This is a genomic window from Tenacibaculum sp. A30 (assembly GCF_051200845.1).
Taxonomy (GTDB): domain Bacteria; phylum Bacteroidota; class Bacteroidia; order Flavobacteriales; family Flavobacteriaceae; genus Polaribacter.
In genome coordinates, this window is record NZ_CP195160.1 from 498270 (window position 1) to 517900 (window position 19631).

The 19631-nt window shown below is 33.2% G+C and carries 22 protein-coding genes; 12 read left to right on the forward strand and 10 right to left on the reverse strand.

Annotation, left to right across the window (positions count from 1 at the left end; translation table 11 throughout):
• Nucleotides 1–43 precede the first annotated feature (43 nt).
• Both ACR9ES_RS02345 and ACR9ES_RS02350 read left to right on the forward strand, forming a co-directional pair.
• Nucleotides 44–457 (forward strand): hypothetical protein, encoded by a 414-nt coding sequence (locus ACR9ES_RS02345; RefSeq protein ID WP_073153808.1) that lies wholly within the window; start codon nt 44–46, stop codon nt 455–457.
• Nucleotides 458–601: 144 nt separating this feature from the next.
• Nucleotides 602–1645 (forward strand): tetratricopeptide repeat protein, encoded by a 1044-nt coding sequence (locus ACR9ES_RS02350; protein ID WP_435254954.1) that lies wholly within the window; start codon nt 602–604, stop codon nt 1643–1645.
• 50 nt (nt 1646–1695) lie between these two features.
• Here the strand turns inward: ACR9ES_RS02350 and ACR9ES_RS02355 are convergent, their stop codons facing one another.
• Nucleotides 1696–2661, reverse strand: a complete 966-nt coding sequence (locus ACR9ES_RS02355; protein WP_435254953.1) for an IS110 family transposase — start codon at nt 2659–2661, stop codon at nt 1696–1698.
• A gap of 460 nt (nt 2662–3121) precedes the next feature.
• Here ACR9ES_RS02355 and ACR9ES_RS02360 point away from each other — a divergent pair, with 460 nt between their 5' ends.
• Nucleotides 3122–3667: a DUF2975 domain-containing protein gene (locus tag ACR9ES_RS02360; protein WP_435254955.1), complete on the forward strand. Its 546-nt coding sequence runs from the start codon at nt 3122–3124 to the stop codon at nt 3665–3667.
• A gap of 2 nt (nt 3668–3669) precedes the next feature.
• Nucleotides 3670–3876 (forward strand): helix-turn-helix domain-containing protein, encoded by a 207-nt coding sequence (locus ACR9ES_RS02365; RefSeq protein ID WP_435254956.1) that lies wholly within the window; start codon nt 3670–3672, stop codon nt 3874–3876.
• A gap of 142 nt (nt 3877–4018) precedes the next feature.
• Here the strand turns inward: ACR9ES_RS02365 and ACR9ES_RS02370 are convergent, their stop codons facing one another.
• Both ACR9ES_RS02370 and ACR9ES_RS02375 read right to left on the reverse strand, forming a co-directional pair.
• Nucleotides 4019–4882, reverse strand: a complete 864-nt coding sequence (locus tag ACR9ES_RS02370; RefSeq protein WP_435254957.1) for a helix-turn-helix domain-containing protein — start codon at nt 4880–4882, stop codon at nt 4019–4021.
• A gap of 81 nt (nt 4883–4963) precedes the next feature.
• Complete coding sequence (locus ACR9ES_RS02375; protein WP_435254958.1) at nt 4964–5590, reverse strand: putative quinol monooxygenase; 627 nt, start codon at nt 5588–5590, stop codon at nt 4964–4966.
• Nucleotides 5591–5873: 283 nt separating this feature from the next.
• On the opposite strand from ACR9ES_RS02375, the gene ACR9ES_RS02380 reads away from it, so the two are divergent.
• From ACR9ES_RS02380 to ACR9ES_RS02405, 6 genes are all read left to right on the forward strand, one after another.
• On the forward strand, nt 5874–6458 hold the full coding sequence (locus ACR9ES_RS02380) for a Crp/Fnr family transcriptional regulator (protein WP_435254959.1): 585 nt from the start codon (nt 5874–5876) through the stop codon (nt 6456–6458).
• 55 nt (nt 6459–6513) lie between these two features.
• On the forward strand, nt 6514–7314 hold the full coding sequence (locus ACR9ES_RS02385) for a type 1 glutamine amidotransferase domain-containing protein (RefSeq protein WP_435255615.1): 801 nt from the start codon (nt 6514–6516) through the stop codon (nt 7312–7314).
• A 140-nt stretch (nt 7315–7454) separates the two neighbouring features.
• The gene (locus ACR9ES_RS02390; RefSeq protein ID WP_435254960.1) at nt 7455–7943 is read left to right on the forward strand and encodes a DUF1905 domain-containing protein; all 489 of its coding nucleotides are present in this window, start codon (nt 7455–7457) and stop codon (nt 7941–7943) included.
• Nucleotides 7944–8081: 138 nt separating this feature from the next.
• Nucleotides 8082–8606, forward strand: a complete 525-nt coding sequence (locus ACR9ES_RS02395; protein ID WP_435255616.1) for an endonuclease III domain-containing protein — start codon at nt 8082–8084, stop codon at nt 8604–8606.
• Nucleotides 8607–8832: 226 nt separating this feature from the next.
• Nucleotides 8833–9012, forward strand: a complete 180-nt coding sequence (locus ACR9ES_RS02400) for a hypothetical protein (protein WP_274633800.1) — start codon at nt 8833–8835, stop codon at nt 9010–9012.
• Between the two features lie 426 nt (nt 9013–9438).
• Nucleotides 9439–10485 carry a DKNYY domain-containing protein gene (locus ACR9ES_RS02405; RefSeq protein ID WP_435254961.1) on the forward strand — a complete coding sequence of 349 codons (1047 nt, stop codon included), beginning with the start codon at nt 9439–9441 and terminating at the stop codon, nt 10483–10485.
• An 89-nt stretch (nt 10486–10574) separates the two neighbouring features.
• Here the strand turns inward: ACR9ES_RS02405 and ACR9ES_RS02410 are convergent, their stop codons facing one another.
• Both ACR9ES_RS02410 and ACR9ES_RS02415 read right to left on the reverse strand, forming a co-directional pair.
• A complete protein-coding gene (locus ACR9ES_RS02410) occupies nt 10575–10865 on the reverse strand; it encodes a chaperone modulator CbpM (protein ID WP_299002328.1) in 291 nt (96 codons plus the stop codon).
• Nucleotides 10866–10869: 4 nt separating this feature from the next.
• Nucleotides 10870–11778, reverse strand: coding sequence for a DnaJ C-terminal domain-containing protein (locus ACR9ES_RS02415; protein WP_435254962.1), 909 nt, complete (start codon nt 11776–11778; stop codon nt 10870–10872).
• Between the two features lie 110 nt (nt 11779–11888).
• Between ACR9ES_RS02415 and ACR9ES_RS02420 the strand changes: the two genes are divergently transcribed.
• Nucleotides 11889–12248: a hypothetical protein gene (locus tag ACR9ES_RS02420; protein ID WP_435254963.1), complete on the forward strand. Its 360-nt coding sequence runs from the start codon at nt 11889–11891 to the stop codon at nt 12246–12248.
• A 5-nt stretch (nt 12249–12253) separates the two neighbouring features.
• Nucleotides 12254–12619: a YchJ family protein gene (locus tag ACR9ES_RS02425; RefSeq protein WP_435254964.1), complete on the forward strand. Its 366-nt coding sequence runs from the start codon at nt 12254–12256 to the stop codon at nt 12617–12619.
• A 119-nt stretch (nt 12620–12738) separates the two neighbouring features.
• Here ACR9ES_RS02425 and ilvA read toward each other — a convergent pair whose 3' ends face one another.
• The 5 genes from ilvA to ilvD form a co-directional block, all read right to left on the reverse strand.
• Nucleotides 12739–14004 carry a threonine ammonia-lyase IlvA gene (ilvA, locus tag ACR9ES_RS02430; protein ID WP_435254965.1) on the reverse strand — a complete coding sequence of 422 codons (1266 nt, stop codon included), beginning with the start codon at nt 14002–14004 and terminating at the stop codon, nt 12739–12741.
• 5 nt (nt 14005–14009) lie between these two features.
• On the reverse strand, nt 14010–15512 hold the full coding sequence (gene ilvC, locus ACR9ES_RS02435) for a ketol-acid reductoisomerase (RefSeq protein WP_435254966.1): 1503 nt from the start codon (nt 15510–15512) through the stop codon (nt 14010–14012).
• Between the two features lie 24 nt (nt 15513–15536).
• The gene (gene ilvN, locus ACR9ES_RS02440) at nt 15537–16064 is read right to left on the reverse strand and encodes an acetolactate synthase small subunit (RefSeq protein WP_299002316.1); all 528 of its coding nucleotides are present in this window, start codon (nt 16062–16064) and stop codon (nt 15537–15539) included.
• Between the two features lie 6 nt (nt 16065–16070).
• Nucleotides 16071–17804 (reverse strand): biosynthetic-type acetolactate synthase large subunit, encoded by a 1734-nt coding sequence (ilvB, locus tag ACR9ES_RS02445; RefSeq protein ID WP_435254967.1) that lies wholly within the window; start codon nt 17802–17804, stop codon nt 16071–16073.
• Nucleotides 17805–17954: 150 nt separating this feature from the next.
• Nucleotides 17955–19631, reverse strand: a complete 1677-nt coding sequence (gene ilvD, locus ACR9ES_RS02450; RefSeq protein WP_435254968.1) for a dihydroxy-acid dehydratase — start codon at nt 19629–19631, stop codon at nt 17955–17957.

The following is a 19631-nucleotide window of genomic DNA, read 5'->3' on the forward strand; positions in this document are numbered from 1 at the left end:
AACCTGTAGCCATATTTCAGGACTAGACATTAAAAACAAACGAATGAATCTTGAAAATTTTGAATCAATAAAGAGAATTATTCTGGAATTAGAAAACGGAAATTTGGATATTGAATTAGCTATATCCCAAATAAAAAAGCTTTCGGATAAGGAAATTACTCGATATGAATTAGAAAATTATTGGAGAAGTGACGGATTGGATGATTTTGTTCGGATTATAGCAATGCCTGAATTAAAAGACTGGAAAGAAATAAGTGATTTAAGAGCATTGGAATTAATAAAAGAAATGATTGACAAAATTAATGATACTGCTTTGATGCTTCGAAATGCTACTGCACTTGAAAAAAGATTTAAAAAATCATCTGGAACTGTAATGGAGTTAGTTTTTCAAAAAGGAATTGGATCTGAAAACGAAATTCTTACCGAATTAAAAAAAGATACGACAATTAAATTATAAAAACGCTACACAACAATGGCTATAAGTAATTGCTTGTCCTCGCCTACTTCTGAAAATCCTCGCGGATTTTCAGTTTGGTGTCTACTTGCAAAGTTAAGTGCTAAACCACGCAACTACTCATAGCCGATACCGTTGTAAACAATTATGAAAAAACTCTTACTTCAAATAATATTTTTAATTGCATTTTGTGCTTTCGGTTTTTCTCAAAAATCTGAAATGAGCAATGCTTTCAAGAACAAAGAGTTTGAAAAAGTAATTGAATTAGGCAAGCAAGTGCTCGAATCTGAACCAAATGACTTTGACGGACTTTTAGGAATTGGAAAAGCATATAACTTTCTTAATAAATTTGAAAATGCCAACACTTATTTAGAAAAAGCAATAAATTGTGCGAAACAGGATTGGCAATTCGCTTGGGCGAATATTGAATTAATGGAATCAAATTTCGCTATTGGGAAAATTGAACAAGCAAAAAAATACTATAAAAAATCTTTAGAATACAAAGGAACTAAAAATTCTACGAAAAAATTGAGAGGTTTAGCCTTGTTGTTTGGGTTTGACAAAGTATACGAGAATTGGGAAATAATGGAAACAGAAAACATCATTTTCCATTTTCAAAATAGCAATTCAATTCCTAATAAAGAAAAATATATTGCTGAAAGACAAAAAGCGTTTTCAAATATCAATGCTTTTTTTCAATCGGAATTACCTAAAAAAATTGATTTTTTCGTTTGGAAATCGAATGAAGAGGCAATTAAAGTCTTAAACAAATCATTGGGTTTTACAGAACCAAAATATTGTATTTCGTATAATAGAGACAATCAAACTAAAGGACACGAAATCACACATAGTATCTCTTTTTGGTTGGACAAAGCAAATAAGAGAAATAGACTAATAAATGAGGGAATTGGAGTTTACTTTGACCAAACTAATATGAACAGATTAGAAAAAGCCAAAAAGGAAACCCAAAACCAAAAGATTGACATTAAGGATTTCTGGAATAATGGAAATAACTATTCCGAACAAATTTTATATCCAGTTGCTGGAGCATTTGTTGAGTATTTGATTTTGCTTGACAAAAAAAAGTTTCTTGAATTATGTAAAAATCAATCTTACGAAAATGCTGAATTGATTTATGGAGCTGAATTGAAAAAAATAATATCTGAATTTAATAAACAACTGAATAAATAACTGTTTACAACAAAGAACTGAGGTAAAAAACAAGTAAATTTTATACTTTTTTAAACCAAAGTACTTTTATAATTTGCATCATAAGGCAAACCACTTTTTACTATTGCAAAAGCTTGTTTTAGTAGCTTATTACACACCGCTATTAAAGCAAGTTTTTTACTCTTACCCTTAGCTACAATTCGGTCATAAAGTTCTCTACATGTTTTGTTGTATTTACAAGCATTAAAACTACACATAAACAATAAATTTCTAAGCTTTGGATTACCCATTTTACTTATTCGAGGTCTTCCTTTTATACTACTGCCTGACTCTCTAATAACAGGAGTTATACCTGCGTAACTGCACAGCTCCTTTGCCGAAGTAAAGCGCTTAAATCCATCGGTAAAAACTAATAACATTAATGCTGTTTTACCTCCTATTCCTGGAATAGACTTTAATAAAGTCACCTCTTCTTGATAGCTCTTTTTTACATTCTCTAGCAACAAATCTTCTAATTTAACCATCTCTTTTTGTATATTTTTTAGTTGCCTTTTTAAGGAACTAACTACCAATTTTGATGGAGTTCCTAATACTGATTCGCCATGAAGCTTATTCTTTAATTGAGTAGATTGTTTCGTATAAACACTCAACAAACGTACTATTTGTAAACATTCTTGTTGTTCCTTGCTTTCTCCTTTCCATATAGAAGGGGCTTGACTTACACCATAATTATATAGCTGCTTTGCATCACTCTTATCCGTCTTTACTTTTGATAAATTCATTTGAATAAAACGTTTTATCTTCAACGGATTTTCTACAGATACCAAAACTCCTTTTTCTGTTAAAAAATAAGCTAATCGTACATGATAATACCCTGTGGCTTCCATTATACAATGAGTTAAATCACTTGTGATTAACAACAGCTCTTTAAAGCCTGATGTGTTATTTGTAAACTGATACCAATTACCTTGATAATCATACACATCTAAAACATCTTTACTTACATCGATTCCTAAAAATTGTTTATTTTTACTCATAAGAAAAAAGGATTGGAAAGAAAAATAACTATTATCAATTCAACAACTTGAAATCGAGATCTTGGTCTCACAGAACTGAACGAATTTAAAGTAGTAAAGCGTAGGGACTATCAATGTTGACGAAATCTAGGTTTCAACGTATATCATAACCTTACTCTACGCTTTTTTCTTTCTGGTTTTTATTACTAAATTTAAACAATTGCTAACTTAAGACGTATATAATCCATTGCTAGTACTAGTCTACTTACGAAAATCCTCGCGGATTTTCTATTCGGTTTTTATTTGCTAAATTACGTGCTAAACCACGCAACGTATCATATACAAAACCGTTGTGTGTAATTCGACCAAAAAAATAAACATTTGAAAATCAATAGAATACAAATTAAATTATTCTTTTTAAACATTTAATTATTGTTTTTCGATAATTTATTATAGATTTGCAATAATAAAATTAATCAAAATGAACAATAAAACAAAAAACACGGACAAAGGAATTAAAGCCTTCAACACAATCTACATTTTTGGAATTGTTTTCGCAGGAATAAAATTAATTGAGTATTTACAATGGACTTTTCAATTAATAAGAAAGTGGAATTTGCCAGAAGAGCCCTTTTTCTCTAAAGTAAACTTGATGAATAGTGATGTAGAAATTTCAATAACAGCTTATTTGATTTTTGCCATTGCTTACATTATTGTATTTGGGTTCATATTTTTAGGACTTTACCAACTGAATAAAACGGCAAAATTGTTTGCAGAAAAAAACATTTTTCAAAAAGAAGTTAGTTCAGCTTTTAAAAGAGCAGGAAAATCATTTCTTGCATTTGCATTCGGAACACTGATTATTGATATTGCTGTTTTAGCTTGGGCACAAACATCTAATAGAGTAATTGACTTATTGTCAACTGAATTAATAGTATTTATAATTTTAGGTTATCTGATGTACTTTTTAGCGGACATTTTTAGAGAAGGGATAACTCTAAAAGAGGAGAACGAATTAACTATATAATTATGGCTATTGTAGTTAATTTAGATGTAATGCTTGCCAAAAGAAAAATGCAATCGAAAGAATTGGTTGAAATTCTCGGAATTACACCAGCAAATCTTTCGATATTAAAAACAGGTAAAGCAAAAGCGATACGATTTACAACACTTGAGGCAATTTGTGAGGCTTTAGAGTGTCAACCAGGAGATATTTTAGAATATAAAAAAGAATAAAAACTACACACAACAATGGCTATAAGTAATTGCTTGTTTTCGCCCACTTCTGAAAATCCTCGCAAATTTGCTATTCGGTTTTTATTTGCTTAGTTAGGTGCTGAAATCACGTCACTAATCATACACAAACCGTTATGAACAATTAATTAGACTCTAGTTTAGCAAAACCAACTGTCTTACGATAAATATCAGGTGATACTCCTACCTTCTTTTTAAAAAAACGACTGAAATAGAATTCATCGTCATAACCTAAAAAAGCAGCAATTTGTTTCACTGGTTTAGAAGTTAGATAAAGTTCTCGTTTCGCCTCAATAATGATCCTATTTGAAATTAAGGATGAAGTCGTTTGATTGAGGTATTTCTTAACGATACCGGCTAAAGTTTTAGGACTTACACTTAGTTCATCTGCGTATTCTTGGGGAGAATGGAGTTTGCAATAATTACTCTCAATTGCATCGACTAAATTTTGTAAAATTTCTGTTTTTGAATCTGACGATCTGGGAGTCAATTCTTGATCAAATTGTTTCTTATGTCTGACCGCTTCTATTAAAAACACTTTTAAAAATGCCACAAGAACTTCATGCTGAGCGATAGAGTCTTTGTCCATCTCTTTCGAAATTTGATCAATCAAATTAAGAAATAGGCTTTGCTCGTTTACAGTAAAATAGGGTAAACCATGAAAATTATTAAAAAGGAATCCCTCGGTCTCTATTTCGTTTTGATGTCTATATGTACAAAAAAAATCGGGATGAAAATTCAATAAATAACCCTGACACTTTTCTTCAGAACGTATCATGAAAGGTTGATACGGAGCCAAACAAATCATTTGATTTCCATGCAATTCAAAACTTTGAAAATCAACGCTTAGTTCATAGCTAATTCCACATAACAAAACGATAGAATAATAATTTCTTCTTTGTAAATGATCAAACTGGCTTAGGTCGTTTAACTCTTCTAATCTAAACGCAAGTTCCCCGTTTTGTTTGTCTATAATTATTTGGGCCATACTAAATTTATTTTTTAGCTCATTCAAATTTAAAAAAAAAGGAGTGCCAAAAGCACTCCTCTCCTTTCTTAAGTCAAATATTTATTTTGAAGCTAGAATGTTAATTTTTTGAATTGCGGAAGCATCAAAGCCTTCCAAAATTACAGGTGCATTCTCCATCAACGCTGCTGCTACTTTCCCTGATAAATGAGCATCTCTGCCAGCGTCATCTGCAAACGTATCGAAAATGGCATAGGTTTCTTCATTGATTTTAAAAGCATACCAAGATAAAGTTGCAGGCTCAGAACTTACCAATGACTTGCCCGCTTGTAAGAAATCCTCTACTGCAGATGTCTTTCCTTCTTTGGCTTTCATAGTCACCAACAATCCGTTATTCTGATCACCCACTTTATGATTACTTGCTTGAACATCAACAGTCTTAATGTCTCTGCTAGCATCAAAACCTTCTAAAAGATCTCCAGCATTGGCCAATAAGGCTTTTGCCACTTCTCCTTTTAAGTGTGCCTGTCTGCCTTCTTCAGTTTCAAATGTGTCATAAATTCCGAAAGTTTGTTCATCTATTTGAAATGCAAACCAAGATACAGTTTTTGGTTCTGCATTTACCAATGATAAACCACCTAGAAGAAACTCTTTCACTTCTTGCTCCTTACCTTCTTTCGCTTTCATGATTACTAATAATCCGATGTTTTCATTTTTTGTGTTGTCCATAATATTACTTTTTTTAGATTGAGAAAATGCTTGAATTGTTATCCCTAGAATTAGAACTAGGCTACTTAATTTGATTAAACTTTTAAATTTCATTTTGACTTATTTTTGTTACACTACAAATGTAGAACTAAATAAGGGGCCTTGGAATGGAGATAAGAGACTTAAGCATGGACAATTTTCCAGTGACAATGAAGAATGTAAAAAAGCTCATAACACTGTTTATAAAATCATAGCTCCCATTCGGGCGCTACGCTTCATATACTTAACGTTGCGAGTAATTTAAATGAACATCGAAAATTCAATAATATTAGAAATTTTTAAAGGCATTTCTTTTTCAAAAAAAGAAATGAATCTTATTGAAAGTAAACTTAAAAAACTCAAGTTAAATAAAGGGACTACAATATTAAAAGCAGATGATAAAGTGAACAATCAATATTATGTTTACAATGGATGTTTAAGAACTTACTTTATTGACAAATCTGGTAAAGAACATACTTTGCAATTCGCCATTAATGATTGGTGGATAAGCGATTATACGGCTTTCTTCACGGCATCCAAAGCGATTATGTATATTGAAACTATTCAGGAAGCAACTTTATATGAAATTTCCAAAAAAAGTATGGAAGAATTATTTGTAGAGATTCCACAATTAGAAACTTTTTTCAGAAAAAAAATGGAAAGAGCTTTTGCTAGCTTTCAAAACAGAATATTAGCAAATTTAGCCCAATCAGCTAAAGAAAGATACGTTTCTTTTATTAGCACTTACCCAAATATTGAACAGGCTGTAAAAAATTACCATATAGCTTCTTATCTAGGAATTACTACCGAAAGCTTAAGTAGAATTAGAAAAGAAATATCTCATAATTGATTTTATTACCATACATCAATTTTCAGTACTTAATTTGACAGTAATTTTGTCTCTAATCAAAAGAATAACAACAATTATAATCGCTTTAGCTTTATTTTCCTCTTGTGGTAAAAACACAAAAGAAAATAATTCTAATGAAAAAAAATTAAGTATTAACACAAAAAAAAGCAAAACAATGAAAAAAGTATTATTTGTATTAACTAATCACGAAGATTTAGGAGATACTGGATTGAAAACTGGTTTTTGGATTGAAGAATTTGCAGCACCTTATTACTTATTAAAAGATAAAGGAATTGAAATTACTTTGGCATCTCCAAAAGGAGGACAACCTCCAATTGACCCAAAAAGTAATGAACCAGATTTCCAAACTCCAGCAACCATAAGATTTAATGATGATAAAGAAACTCAAGAGATCTTATCTAAAACAATAAAATTGGAAACTGTTAATCAAGCAGATTATGACGCAGTATTTTATCCTGGTGGACACGGTCCTTTATGGGATTTAGCTGAAGATAAAAACTCCATTGCTTTAATAGAAGATTTTTACAACAACAATAAACCTATTGCTGCTGTTTGTCACGCTCCTGCAGTTTTTAAAAACACAAAAAATACGGATGGGACATCTTTGGTTAATGGGAAAAAAGTAACTGGATTTACAAACGGAGAAGAAGAAGCTGTTCAACTAACTTCTGTTGTTCCATTTTTGGTTGAAGAAATGTTAAAGAGTAATGGTGGAATTTACACTAAAAAAGCAGACTGGAGTCCTTATGCGGTCGAAGATGGTTTATTAATAACTGGACAAAATCCTGCATCTTCAGAACCAGTTGCCGAACTATTACTAGAAAAGTTAAAGTAAAAAACTAATTACAACAACGCGAGTATAAGTAATAGCGACTTGGTTTTTTAATTCAAGTCGCTATTCTTTTTTATTTTGTAAATTACTTACCGAAAGTGATCGCAAAAATTTCGCTAATACTCATACACAAATACGGTTATATGCAAGCAAGGATAAAAAACGGATGTAGATTGAAAAAACTGATTGACAATAAACAACTCGAACTAATATATGAACGAGGCAAAGGTGCTTGGACCTATCATATTGTTATTCCAAATACTGCCGAAATTGAGGGCAAATGGGGCTCACTAAAAGTTTCAGGCAGAATAGATAATTACGAGTTAAAACCAATGAATTTGGCACCTCGTAAGGAAAAGGATAAAATGATTTCCATAAACAAGGAAATCAGAGATGAGATTGGCAAAGGTGGTGGAGACAAAGTTATGGTAACATTATTTTTACACACAAAAAATAGAATAAACGAAGATTTAGAAATTTTTCAATGTTTTAAAGATGCAGGCGTACTTGACAAATTTCAAGCTGTAAACGATAAGAGAAAAAAAGAGATTATTGTCAGCATATACGAGCAAAATACAGAGGAAGAACAGATAGATAAAATAAACATAATTATTAATCAATTACTAAACTAAACATTTGAAAAGTGGCAAAAAAAAATTGAAAAAATTTACGAGAAATTAAGCGACGAATACGATATCTTCGCTGAAAACGACAACGAGTGGAAAAAAAACGGACTGAACAGTACCGATTTTAAAAGTTTAGTGTCAGTAATGCTCTCGACAATGGCCCACACAAAAAGGGTAATCAGAGCTTGCAATGCTCTTTACGAAAAAGCCACAACGCCAAAAGAAATATTGGACTTAAGCGATGATGAACTGACCGAGTTGATTAAGCCGGTTGCACACTACAACAGAAAGACAAAACATCTAAAGGAAATGTGCCAACAACTGATTGACAATCACGATGGGAAAGTCCCACGTACTGAAAAAAAACTTTTGGAATTACAAGGCGTTGGACGAAAATGTGCGGACATCTTAATGAACTTTAACTTTGGTGGCGACACCATCGCAGTTGACACACACGTCCACAGAGTTTTGAACCGACTTGGAATTGTGGACACCAAAACTAATGAACAGACCGCTGACGAAATCAACGAACTGACACCGAAAAAATACAAAAAGCACGCTCACGAATGGCTCATACAGCACGGAATGAACATCTGCAAATCGAGAAAGCCAAATTGCGAAGAATGTATCGTTTACGATTTATGTGGCTACTACGAAAAGGCAAGTTAAAAGCAACAAAAAAACAAAAAATACTGCAGGTAACAATGGCTATAAGTAATTGCTTGTTCTCGCCTACTTCTGAATCCCGAAGCTTCGGGACTCACGGATTTTCAGCTTGGTGCGTACTTGCAAAGTTAAGAACTAACCCACGCAACTACTCATAATCTAGTCCTTTTTCCTCAATATGAAAAAATTGCTCGTAATATTGGTTATTCTATCATTGAACTCTTGTTTTATGTTCAAAAAAAACGGAATTGAAGTAAAAATTAAAAACGAATCAAGCGAACCGATAACTAATGTAGAATTTACAACATCGGAAAAACTAGACGTGATAAAAATTGACCGAATTCAACCGAATGAAAGTGTTACGAAATACTTATTGATGTGGAAAAATGAATCATTAATTTTCAGCTAGTCAAAATAAATGATGAGTGGAAGATTCTATCAATGATATGGGAATCAGAAAAAAAAGGATTATTGAAATCTGATAATTATTTTGATTAAAAACGAAATATTAATACTATATATCCCATTATTCGGGTTCAAAAATTTCATATCAAACCCAATAACACACCTTATAACTGTACATTTTTGTACGGTTTTTTGTTTTATCTTAGCTTTTGCTAAATAGAAAAGAATAAAAATTGCTACTACTTTTTTTATTCTTTCCTTGAATAAAGAAAATAGTAAAAACACCAACAGAAAACTAAGTTGCTTAATGAACTTAATTACACAATATCCCTATATATCAATCATCATAATTATACTTATTTTGAATTTTATGATAAAGAAAATTACACGAGCTGAACACTCCCCTATAGCAAAATTGTCCTTGTTTATAATGGCAATTATTGCCCAAGCTTGTAGTCCTTTTGATGGTCCTGTTGATGAATCTATTTCAGATTCGTATTACTACTCAAAATCAAAAAAAGAAATTCGTTATTCTCCTATGGGAAATTGGTTTTCATTAGGAAACACCAATCTAAATGCCGATGTTAAAAGTTTTAAGGTTTTAGGAAGAGACTTTGGAAAAGACAAAAATCATTTATACTTCAAGACTAATATTATAGATAATGAGGTAGATGTCGCTACTTTTTATGTAGCTAAAGACGATTACACCTGTTTTGACAAAGACCATGTATATATTGCTATAAACTACATGCCACAAGAAATAGATGGATTACATCAAGAGAAAAAACATCTATGGAAGGTAGCAAAAGCCAATCCTAAAACATTTCAAAAAATTGATCAGGATTGGTCTAAAGACGATAAACATTATTTTTATAATTACGTTCCAGTAAATGTAGATTATGATTCTTTTAAAGTTTTGAATAAAAGCTTTGCCAAAGACCAAAATCAGGTGTATTTACTAAAAAGCTACGAATTATTAGTTGCCACAACAATAGACCCTACAACAAGCAAAAAAATCAATGATCGATATATTGTTGATAAAAATGGAGTTCACGACTTTCAAGAATATAAAAACGGTAAAAAGGTAGACTCTCTAACATCAATCCCTTACCAAAACATTGAGGATTTAACAATCTTAGAAGACAAATATTTATTGTTTGATTCCAACATTATTTATGATGGAGCTAAAATTGAAAATGCGGATATTTCTTCTTTTAAAGTCATTCAATTTCCTTACGCTAAAGACAAAAATCATGTGTTTTATTTTGGGGGAATTATTGAAGAAGCTGATCCTGAAACGTTCAGTATTTTTGAAGTTTCTTATTATTCAAAAGACAAAAATCATGTATTTGCTTCCGGAAAATTATTAAAAGGAGCAGATGTAGCTACTTTTGGTCCTTCAAGTGAAAAACACTCTTTATTATACAAAGATAAAAACCACACGTATCGTGGTGATCAAATTGTAGAAGACAAGTAAGCCTAATAAAAACTTCCAAACTTTATCTGAATATGTTTTATCATTGATATCGTTTGGAGTTTTTAATCAATAGGTTTTCTAACCCTATTTTACTCATATAATTTAAGCTTGTTTTCTAATTGTTGAATGGTTTTACGCATCATATCCATTCTATCCAACATATTATTAATCACATCAATCCCTTGCATATTCACCTCTAAATCGTAATACAATCGAATAATTTTTTCTAAAGTTGGTAGTTGTTCTACATACACATACTTATCTGTGTCTTTTACCACAAATTCTATTAATTGAAAAGACTCAATACTCTCTATAAATTGTTCATCTAAATTATGATGAACAATCACTTTCTGTATACTTATTAGTTCTTTGTTGCTCATCTTATTATTTTATTTTAGAAAGTTTTGTAAATAAATCGCGCTGTTCATCTGTTAAATTCGTTGGAATATCCACCTTATAAGTAACATATAAATCACCAAACTGACCTTCTTTTTTATACTTCGGAAAGCCTTTACCTTTCAATCGAACTTTGGTTCCATTTTGAGTTCCTTCTTTTACCTTCAGCTTTACTTTATCTGTAAAAGTATTTATAACCACCTCTCCTCCTAACACTGCTGAGTATAAATCAATAGTTTGCTCTGTGTACAAATCAGCACCATCACGTTTAAAGTTTATATCCGGAGCTATTTCAAAAGTAATGTATAAATCTCCTTTAGGTCCTCCGTTCAATCCCTCACCTCCATGTCCTTTTATCTTAATGGTTTGTCCATTTTCTACTCCAGCGGGAATCGTAATTCGTATTTTCTTGTCATTTACCGTCAATACTTGTTTTTGTGATGTATATACATCTCTTAAGTTCAAGTGCAACGTAGCGTTAAAATCTTGACCTCTAAATTGAGATGAACGTCTGCTAGAACCTCTTCTTCCTCCACCTCCAAAGGCAGAATTAAAGAAATCAGAAAAATCAGTTCCATCAAAATCTGAGGATGAGTATTGTTGATAAGAACCTCCTCCACCAAATCCGCTTTGATACCCTTGTTGTTTTTTAGCTTCTTCATAAGCATCGGCATGTTGCCAATGTTCACCATACTCATCGTACTTTTTTCGATTTTCAGGATTACTTAACACTTCATTTGCTTCATTAATTTGCTGAAACTTTTTCTTAGCTTCCTCATCATTCGGATTCGTATCAGGATGGTATTTTCTGGCTAGTTTACGGTAGGCCTTTTTAATATCAGCAGCAGTCGCTGTTTTATCTATTCCTAAAACTTTGTAATAATCTATAAACTCCATAGTATTGATAACTAGTATAAAACACTCGAAAATATACGAAATATTATCGTGCTAAACTAATTATAACCTCCACTTAATTTATTCTTATTTTTGCATTTTTAAGAAGATTTATGACGATAGAAGATTTAATAGGAACCTACAACATTATTGGTAGCAACCAAGACGAAAGTACTAATACGTATAAAGGAACACTTTCTTTGACTCTTGACGAAAATAACAGAATAGTTGCCAAATGGTTAATCAACAACGAACAGAAACAGTTTGGAACTGGCTTCTTTAAGAATAATATTTTAGCTATCAATTTTAACTACTTAGGTGATGATAACACTATTTACAAAGGTGTAGTAGTATATTCTTGTCTTTCTAAAGATATTTTAGACGGATTTTGGTCTGAAAAACATGGAAATCCTTTATTTCTTGGTGAAGAACGTTGCTTTAGAGTACAAGAACAACCTGAATTAATCAATTAATTAGTATGCAGTGTCCATGTAACCCTAACAAACAATATTGCGATTGCTGTCAAAAAGCACATCAAAACATTCATTCAGTTACCTCAGCTGAAGCTTTAATGCGTTCAAGATATAGTGCTTTTGTGTTAGCAAATATTGATTACTTACAAAAAAGTCACCATAGCAGCACCAGACCTTCTAAGCGAGAAAAGAAAGAGATTTTAGCTTGGACAAAAACTGTTAATTGGATAAAGCTAGATGTGCTGCACACTACAGAAACCACTGTTGAGTTTAAAGCTTTTTTTATGGAAAACGGCAGTATAGATGTGATTCACGAAAACTCTGTTTTTTGTAAAGAAAATGACCATTGGGTATATCTTGGTCAAAAATAAGACTGTATAAAACATCATTTCGACCAAAGGGAGAAATCATTTGAATATTTGTTTCTCATTTGTATGAGATTCCTCCTCGTGCCTCGTTCGGAATGACATTTTATACAGTCGTATTTATATTACACTAAGAATTCAAATAAATTAGGTTTATCGTTTAGGTATTCACCATAAAAGTTTCGCTGTTTCATTCGATAAATTAATAGTTGTAGATCTTCTTTTCTCTCTAGTTCTATACCAACAACAGCAGAACCATTTTCTCTATTGGTCTTTTTAGAGTATTCAAAAAAAGTAATATCATCATTTTCACCCAATACCTCAGCTACAAACTCTTTTAACGCACCTGCACGTTGTGGAAAACGAACAATGAAATAGTGCTTCAATTTACTGTATAACAATGCACGTTCTTTTATTTCAGCGGTACGAGTAATATCATTATTGCTCCCACTAATAACACACACTACATTTTTACCTTTCAATTCTTCTTTGTAAAAATCAAGTGCACTTATCGTCAAAGCTCCGGCAGGCTCAACTACTATTGCTTCTTTGTTATACATTTCTAAGATAGTTTGACACACTTTTCCTTCGGGAACGGTAATCATATCCGATAAATTTTCTTTACAAATTTTATAGGTCAACTCCCCTACTTGCTGTACTGCCGCTCCATCAACAAACTTATCTATATTTTCTAGTACGACATTTTTGTTTTCTTCTAACGACTTTTTCATAGAAGGTGCTCCAGCTGGCTCTACTCCTATAATCTTTGTTTTTGGTGACAACAATTTAAAAACACTTGATAAACCAGAAGCCAATCCACCACCACCAACAGGTACAAAAACATAATCTATAGGTTGTTGTGCTTGTTCTAAAACCTCTAAGCCTACAGTGGCTTGTCCTTCAATAATTTTTTCATCATCAAACGGATGTACAAACGTTTTTTGTAAACTATCCGATAAGAGTTTTGCTGCTTTATAAGCGTCATCAAACGTATCACCTATCAATCGAATATCTACAAAATCACCACCAAACATTTTCACCTGTTCTACCTTTTGTTTTGGTGTTGGTGCAGGCATATAAATAGTTCCGTAGATTTCTTTTTTTCTACATGCTAAGGCAACTCCTTGTGCATGATTTCCTGCACTAGCACACACAATTCCATTTGCCAGTTCCTCTTCTGTTAAAGAACTAATTTTATTGTAAGCTCCTCTAATTTTATACGAACGAACTTGCTGCAAATCTTCTCTTTTTAAAAATATATTTGCACCGAATTGTCTAGATAAGTTGAAATTTTCTTGCAACGGAGTAACCGCCACAACTTCTTGTAAAGTTGTAGCAGCTTGCTCTATTGCTTCTAATTTAGGAAAATACGTTTCTTTTTGAACTTCCATACTATTTATGCTAAAACGGGTTCTTCTTGACTGACATTGGTTTTGATTACCTTCATAGCAGTCATTGCTTCTCGCAATTCTGCACCTACTTTTTCAATAGGATGATTGCAAATTGCTTTATTCACTTTTATTAATTCAAGATTATCTACCTCATTCGTAGTACTGTATTCTTTTCCAATAACATCTGTACTTACTGATTTCATAAAATCAGCTAATATTGGTTTTGCTGCATGGTCGAATAAATAACATCCGTATTCAGCAGTATCAGAAATAATACGATTCATTTCAAACAACTTCTTACGTGCTACCGTATTGGCTATTAACGGTAACTCATGTAACGATTCGTAGTATGCCGATGCTGAGATAATTCCTGATTTCACCATGGTTTCAAAAGCCAACTCAACTCCTGCTTTTACAAAAGCAACTAATAAAGTTCCTTTATCAAAATAGGTTTGTTCTGAAATTTCTTCAGAAGTAGCAGCTGTTTTCTCAAATTGCGTTTCTCCAGTAGCTGCTCTCCATGTTAATAGATTCACATCATCATTTGCCCAATCTTCCATCATAGTTTTTGAAAAATGTCCTGACATAATATCATCCATATGCTTGTTGAATAACGGAGCCAATACTTCTTTTAATTCTTCAGAAAGTTGATAGGCTTTAATTTTTGCAGGATTCGATAAACGATCCATCATATTAGTTATTCCTCCGTGTTTTAATGCCTCGGTAATTGTTTCCCATCCGTATTGAATTAACTTAGAAGCATACGCGGGCTCTACTCCTTCTTCTATCATTTTATTGAACGATAAAATTGACCCTGTTTGTAACACTCCACATAAAATGGTTTGTTCACCCATTAAGTCTGATTTTACCTCAGCAACAAACGACGATTCTAACACTCCTGCTTTATGACCTCCTGTAGCATAAGCATAGGCTTTTGCTTGTGCCAATCCTTTATTTTCTGGATCATTTTCTGGATGTACCGCAATTAATGTAGGTACCCCAAATCCTCTCAAGTATTCTTCTCTTACTTCTGTTCCAGGACACTTAGGCGCTACCATAATTACGGTTAAATCCTTACGGACTTGCATTCCTTCTTCAACAATATTAAATCCGTGAGAATATGATAAAGTCGCTCCTGACTTCATTAATGGCATTACTGCATTTACAACTTGAGTATGCTGTTTATCTGGTGTTAAATTACACACCAAATCAGCAGTAGGAATTAGTTCTTCATAGGTACCTACTTCAAAACCGTGTTCTGTTGCATTTTTATAGGATTGACGTTCTTCTTTAATAGCTGCTTCTCGTAATGCATATGAAATATCTAATCCTGAATCACGCATGTTTAACCCTTGATTCAATCCTTGTGCTCCACATCCTACAATTACCACTTTTTTTCCTTCTAATGCAGCTATTCCTTCTGAAAACTCTTCAGCATTCATAAATCTACATTTTCCTAATTGTTCTAACTGCTCTCTTAATGATAATTGGTTGAAATAATTTTTCATTTCTATTGTATTTGTGTTGTTTGTTTATGCTTTTATTAATTGTAATAATTTTGATACTGGCATTTCATCTTTTGTAATAGCTATTCTACCAGACCGAACAAATTGCATGATACCATGCTTATCTAAAATGTGATATAGTTCTTCGACTTCTTCTTTGGTTCCTGATTTTTCAAGAACAAAAAAGTTTTTATTTACATTGATAACTCTTGATTTACTTTGATTGATAATTGTTTGAATTTCATCATTATCTGTTAGCAAATCCGTACTTAGCTTGAATAAGCACGATTCTTGGTAAATCGTCTCTTCATCCGTATGATAAAAAGCTTTGATTACCTCTACTTGCTTTTCTATTTGACCAATGATTTTTTTGATTTGCTCTTCGGTTACCTTCACTAAAAGTGTAATTCTTGATACACTTTTAATTTCTGATGACGAGCTATTGATACTTTCAATATTGATATGTCTTCGTTGAAATATTGCTGATATTCTGTTTAACAATCCAACATTATTTTCTGTATAAATTGATACTGTATAGGTGTTTTTTGTATTCATATTTTCTTATTTTAATCGAACATCAGATACTGATGCTCCTGTTGGAATCATTGGAAATACATTATCTTCCTTTTCTACACAAACCTCTAAGAAATAGGCTTCTTTGGATTGCATCATTTCTTGAACAGCTGTTACTAATTCTTCTCTTTTAGTAACTCTATTAGCTGCTATATGATATCCTTTAGCAATGACAACAAAATCAGGGTTTGTCATTACTGTAGAAGCATATCGTTTGTCAAAAAACAACTGCTGCCATTGTCGTACCATTCCTAAAAACTCATTATTCAGTACTACAATTTTAACTGCTGCTTTGGTTTGTAAAATAGTTCCGAGTTCTTGTATGGTCATTTGGTAACCTCCGTCACCAATAACAGCAACCACCTCACGTTCTGGGGTTCCCATTTTTGCTCCAATTGCCGCAGGTAAAGCAAAACCCATAGTTCCTAATCCCCCTGAAGTAATATTACTTTTTGTTTGATTAAATTCCGCATAACGACTTGCTACCATTTGATGTTGCCCCACATCGGTAACTACAATAGCTTTTCCTTCAGAAGCTTCATTTATTTGCTTGATAACTTCTCCCATTGTTAAACCTTCTTTGGTTGGAAACAAATCATTTTTTATCACATTATCAAACTCGACTGCATCGAGATTTCTAAATTCTTGTAACCACTCTTTGTGTGATTTTTCTTCTAAAAGAGGAAGTGCTGCCGCTAAGGTTTCTTTTACGTTTCCTAAAACAGCTACATCTGTTTTTACGTTTTTATCAACTTCCGCAGGATCTATTTCAAAATGCACCACTTTAGCTTGTTTCGCATAACGGTTCAAATCCCCTGTAACACGATCGTCAAAACGCATTCCGATAGCTATTAACACATCACATTCATTGGTAAGTTTATTCGGACTGTAGTTACCATGCATTCCTACCATACCTACATACAAAGGGTGTTTAGTTGGTAAAGCTGATAAGCCTAATAATGTACTTGCCGATGGTATTCCTGCTTTCTCAATAAAGGCTTTGAATTCTTCTTCTGCCTCTCCAAGTATTACTCCTTGCCCCCAGACAACAAACGGTCTTTCAGCATTGTTAATCAACTCAACAGCTGCTTCAACGCTTTGCATATTCATATTCGGAACAGGTTGATAACTTCGCACTGAAGTACATTTTTTATATTCAAAATCAAACTCTTCAAACTGCGCATTTTTAGTAATATCAACCAAAACAGGTCCTGGTCTTCCTGAGCGGGCAATGTAAAATGCTTTCGCCATTACTTCGGGTATCTCACTCGCTTTAGTTATCTGATAATTCCACTTCGTTACTGGAGTTGAAATTCCAACGATATCCGTTTCTTGAAACGCATCAGAACCTAATAAATGTGCTCCTACTTGTCCTGTAATGCATACCATTGGGGTAGAATCTATCTGCGCATCAGCAATTCCTGTGATTAAATTGGTCGCTCCTGGACCTGAAGTTGCTATCGCTACTCCTACTTTACCTGTAGCTCGGGCATATCCTTGTGCCGCATGCGTTGCTCCTTGCTCGTGACGTGTTAATACATGATGTAGTTTATCTTTATATTTATACAACTCATCATATACAGGCATAATAGCTCCTCCTGGATACCCATATAACAAATCGACTCCTTCTGCTAGTAAACATTTTACTACAGCTTCTGCACCTGTAATGGTTACACTCTGTGTTGTTTCTGATTCTGTTTGTTGTTTCGTTTTTGTTTCCATAAACTTAGCTTTATGCTTTTAGCTTTTAGCTATATGCTTAGTTATTTTATTAAATTTTTAACGCTACTATGTGTAGTCTTGAATCTTAATTCTCTTGTCTTTATCTAAAAATCAAATACCTTTATTTACCATCTGGCTATCGCCCTGCGATTAAAATTCGTCGGTTACACATCCGTTAGATGCTGATGCTACTGTTCTTGCATATTTATATAATACTCCTCTTTTTACTTTTAAAGGTGGAGCTATCCATTCTTGTTTTCTTTTGACTAATTCTTCTTCCGAAACATCTACATGAATCGTATTCGTTTCAGCATTAATGGTTATAGTGTCTCCATCTTTTACTAAAGCAATTACCCCACCTTCTTGCGCCTCAGGTGTAATGTGACCTACCACAAATCCGTGAGTTCCTCCCGAGAAACGACCATCTGTAATTAGAGCAACATCTTTACCTAACCCTGCTCCCATAATAGCAGCTGTTGGTTTTAACATTTCTGGCATTCCAGGTCCTCCTTTAGGACCTTCATAACGAATTACCACAACGTCTCCTTTTTCAACTTTACCATCTCGTATTCCGTCATTAGCCTCATATTCTCCTTCAAAAACTTTTGCTTTTCCTGAAAAATACAATCCTTCCTTTCCTGTTATTTTCGCTACAGAACCTTCTTTAGCTAAGTTTCCATAGAGCATTCGCAAATGGCCTGTAGCTTTAATAGGATTTTCTATTGGCTGTACTACATCTTGTCCTTCTGTTAAACTAGGAACCGATGCTAAATTTTCAGCTAACGTTTTTCCTGTTACAGTTAAACAATCTCCATGTAACAACCCTTTTTCTAGTAAATATTTTAAAACTGCTGGTGTACCTCCTACTTTATGCACATCCTCCATCAAGTATTTTCCACTAGGTTTTAAATCGGCTAAGAATGGGGTTTCATCTGAAATACGTTGAAAATCTCCCAAGGTAAACTTTACTTCTGCCGCTTTTGCTATCGCTAAAAAGTGTAATACAGCATTGGTAGAGCCTCCCATAACCGTTACCAATCGTACTGCATTTTCCAACGATTTTTTTGTAACGATATCCGATGGTTTGATATCTTTCTCTAGTAATACACGTAATGTTTCTCCTGCCTTGACACATTCTTGTTCTTTGTCGTTGCTAATTGCAGGATTCGATGAATTGTAAGGCAAACTCATACCCAAAGCTTCAATTGCTGATGCCATAGTATTTGCGGTGTACATTCCTCCACAAGCTCCTGCTCCTGGACATGCCTTCTCAATCACATTTTGATATTCTTTTTGAGTAATGGTTCCTGCCACTTTCTCCCCCCATGCTTCAAAAGCAGATACTACATCTAACTTTTTTCCTTCATGACATCCTGAAGCAATAGTTCCTCCATATACTAAAACCGAAGGACGGTTTAAGCGCAACATTGCCATTAATGCTCCGGGCATGTTTTTATCACAGCCCACTACGGTTACCAATCCGTCATACGACATCGCTTGTACTACCGTTTCCATAGAATCGGCAATGACATCACGAGAAGGAAGTGAATAGCGCATTCCTGGTGTTCCCATAGATATTCCGTCAGAAACACCGATGGTATTAAATATCAATCCTACTAAATCAGCATTTTCAGTTCCTTCTTTTACCAATTTTGCTAAATCGTTTAGATGCATATTACACGGATTTCCTTCATATCCTGTACTTGCAATTCCTACCAACGGTTTTTCCAAATCTGATTTTGACAATCCTATGGCATGCAACATAGCTTGTGCTGCTGGTTGAGTGTCGTCTTGAGTTACTTGTTTACTAAATTTGTTTAGTTCCAT

Coding starts and splice junctions, on each gene's coding strand:
- ACR9ES_RS02345 (WP_073153808.1), top strand. CDS start 44: ATGAATCTTGAAAATTTTGAATCAATAAAGAGAATTATTCTGGAATTA.
- ACR9ES_RS02350 (WP_435254954.1), top strand. CDS start 602: ATGAAAAAACTCTTACTTCAAATAATATTTTTAATTGCATTTTGTGCT.
- ACR9ES_RS02355 (WP_435254953.1), bottom strand. CDS start 2,661: ATGAGTAAAAATAAACAATTTTTAGGAATCGATGTAAGTAAAGATGTT.
- ACR9ES_RS02360 (WP_435254955.1), top strand. CDS start 3,122: ATGAACAATAAAACAAAAAACACGGACAAAGGAATTAAAGCCTTCAAC.
- ACR9ES_RS02365 (WP_435254956.1), top strand. CDS start 3,670: ATGGCTATTGTAGTTAATTTAGATGTAATGCTTGCCAAAAGAAAAATG.
- ACR9ES_RS02370 (WP_435254957.1), bottom strand. CDS start 4,882: ATGGCCCAAATAATTATAGACAAACAAAACGGGGAACTTGCGTTTAGA.
- ACR9ES_RS02375 (WP_435254958.1), bottom strand. CDS start 5,590: ATGGACAACACAAAAAATGAAAACATCGGATTATTAGTAATCATGAAA.
- ACR9ES_RS02380 (WP_435254959.1), top strand. CDS start 5,874: ATGAACATCGAAAATTCAATAATATTAGAAATTTTTAAAGGCATTTCT.
- ACR9ES_RS02390 (WP_435254960.1), top strand. CDS start 7,455: ATGCAAGCAAGGATAAAAAACGGATGTAGATTGAAAAAACTGATTGAC.
- ACR9ES_RS02395 (WP_435255616.1), top strand. CDS start 8,082: ATGCTCTCGACAATGGCCCACACAAAAAGGGTAATCAGAGCTTGCAAT.
- ACR9ES_RS02400 (WP_274633800.1), top strand. CDS start 8,833: ATGTTCAAAAAAAACGGAATTGAAGTAAAAATTAAAAACGAATCAAGC.
- ACR9ES_RS02405 (WP_435254961.1), top strand. CDS start 9,439: ATGGCAATTATTGCCCAAGCTTGTAGTCCTTTTGATGGTCCTGTTGAT.
- ACR9ES_RS02410 (WP_299002328.1), bottom strand. CDS start 10,865: ATGAGCAACAAAGAACTAATAAGTATACAGAAAGTGATTGTTCATCAT.
- ACR9ES_RS02415 (WP_435254962.1), bottom strand. CDS start 11,778: ATGGAGTTTATAGATTATTACAAAGTTTTAGGAATAGATAAAACAGCG.
- ACR9ES_RS02420 (WP_435254963.1), top strand. CDS start 11,889: ATGACGATAGAAGATTTAATAGGAACCTACAACATTATTGGTAGCAAC.
- ACR9ES_RS02425 (WP_435254964.1), top strand. CDS start 12,254: ATGCAGTGTCCATGTAACCCTAACAAACAATATTGCGATTGCTGTCAA.
- ilvA (WP_435254965.1), bottom strand. CDS start 14,004: ATGGAAGTTCAAAAAGAAACGTATTTTCCTAAATTAGAAGCAATAGAG.
- ilvC (WP_435254966.1), bottom strand. CDS start 15,512: ATGAAAAATTATTTCAACCAATTATCATTAAGAGAGCAGTTAGAACAA.
- ilvN (WP_299002316.1), bottom strand. CDS start 16,064: ATGAATACAAAAAACACCTATACAGTATCAATTTATACAGAAAATAAT.
- ilvB (WP_435254967.1), bottom strand. CDS start 17,804: ATGGAAACAAAAACGAAACAACAAACAGAATCAGAAACAACACAGAGT.
- ilvD (WP_435254968.1), bottom strand. CDS start 19,631: ATGGAACTAAACAAATTTAGTAAACAAGTAACTCAAGACGACACTCAA.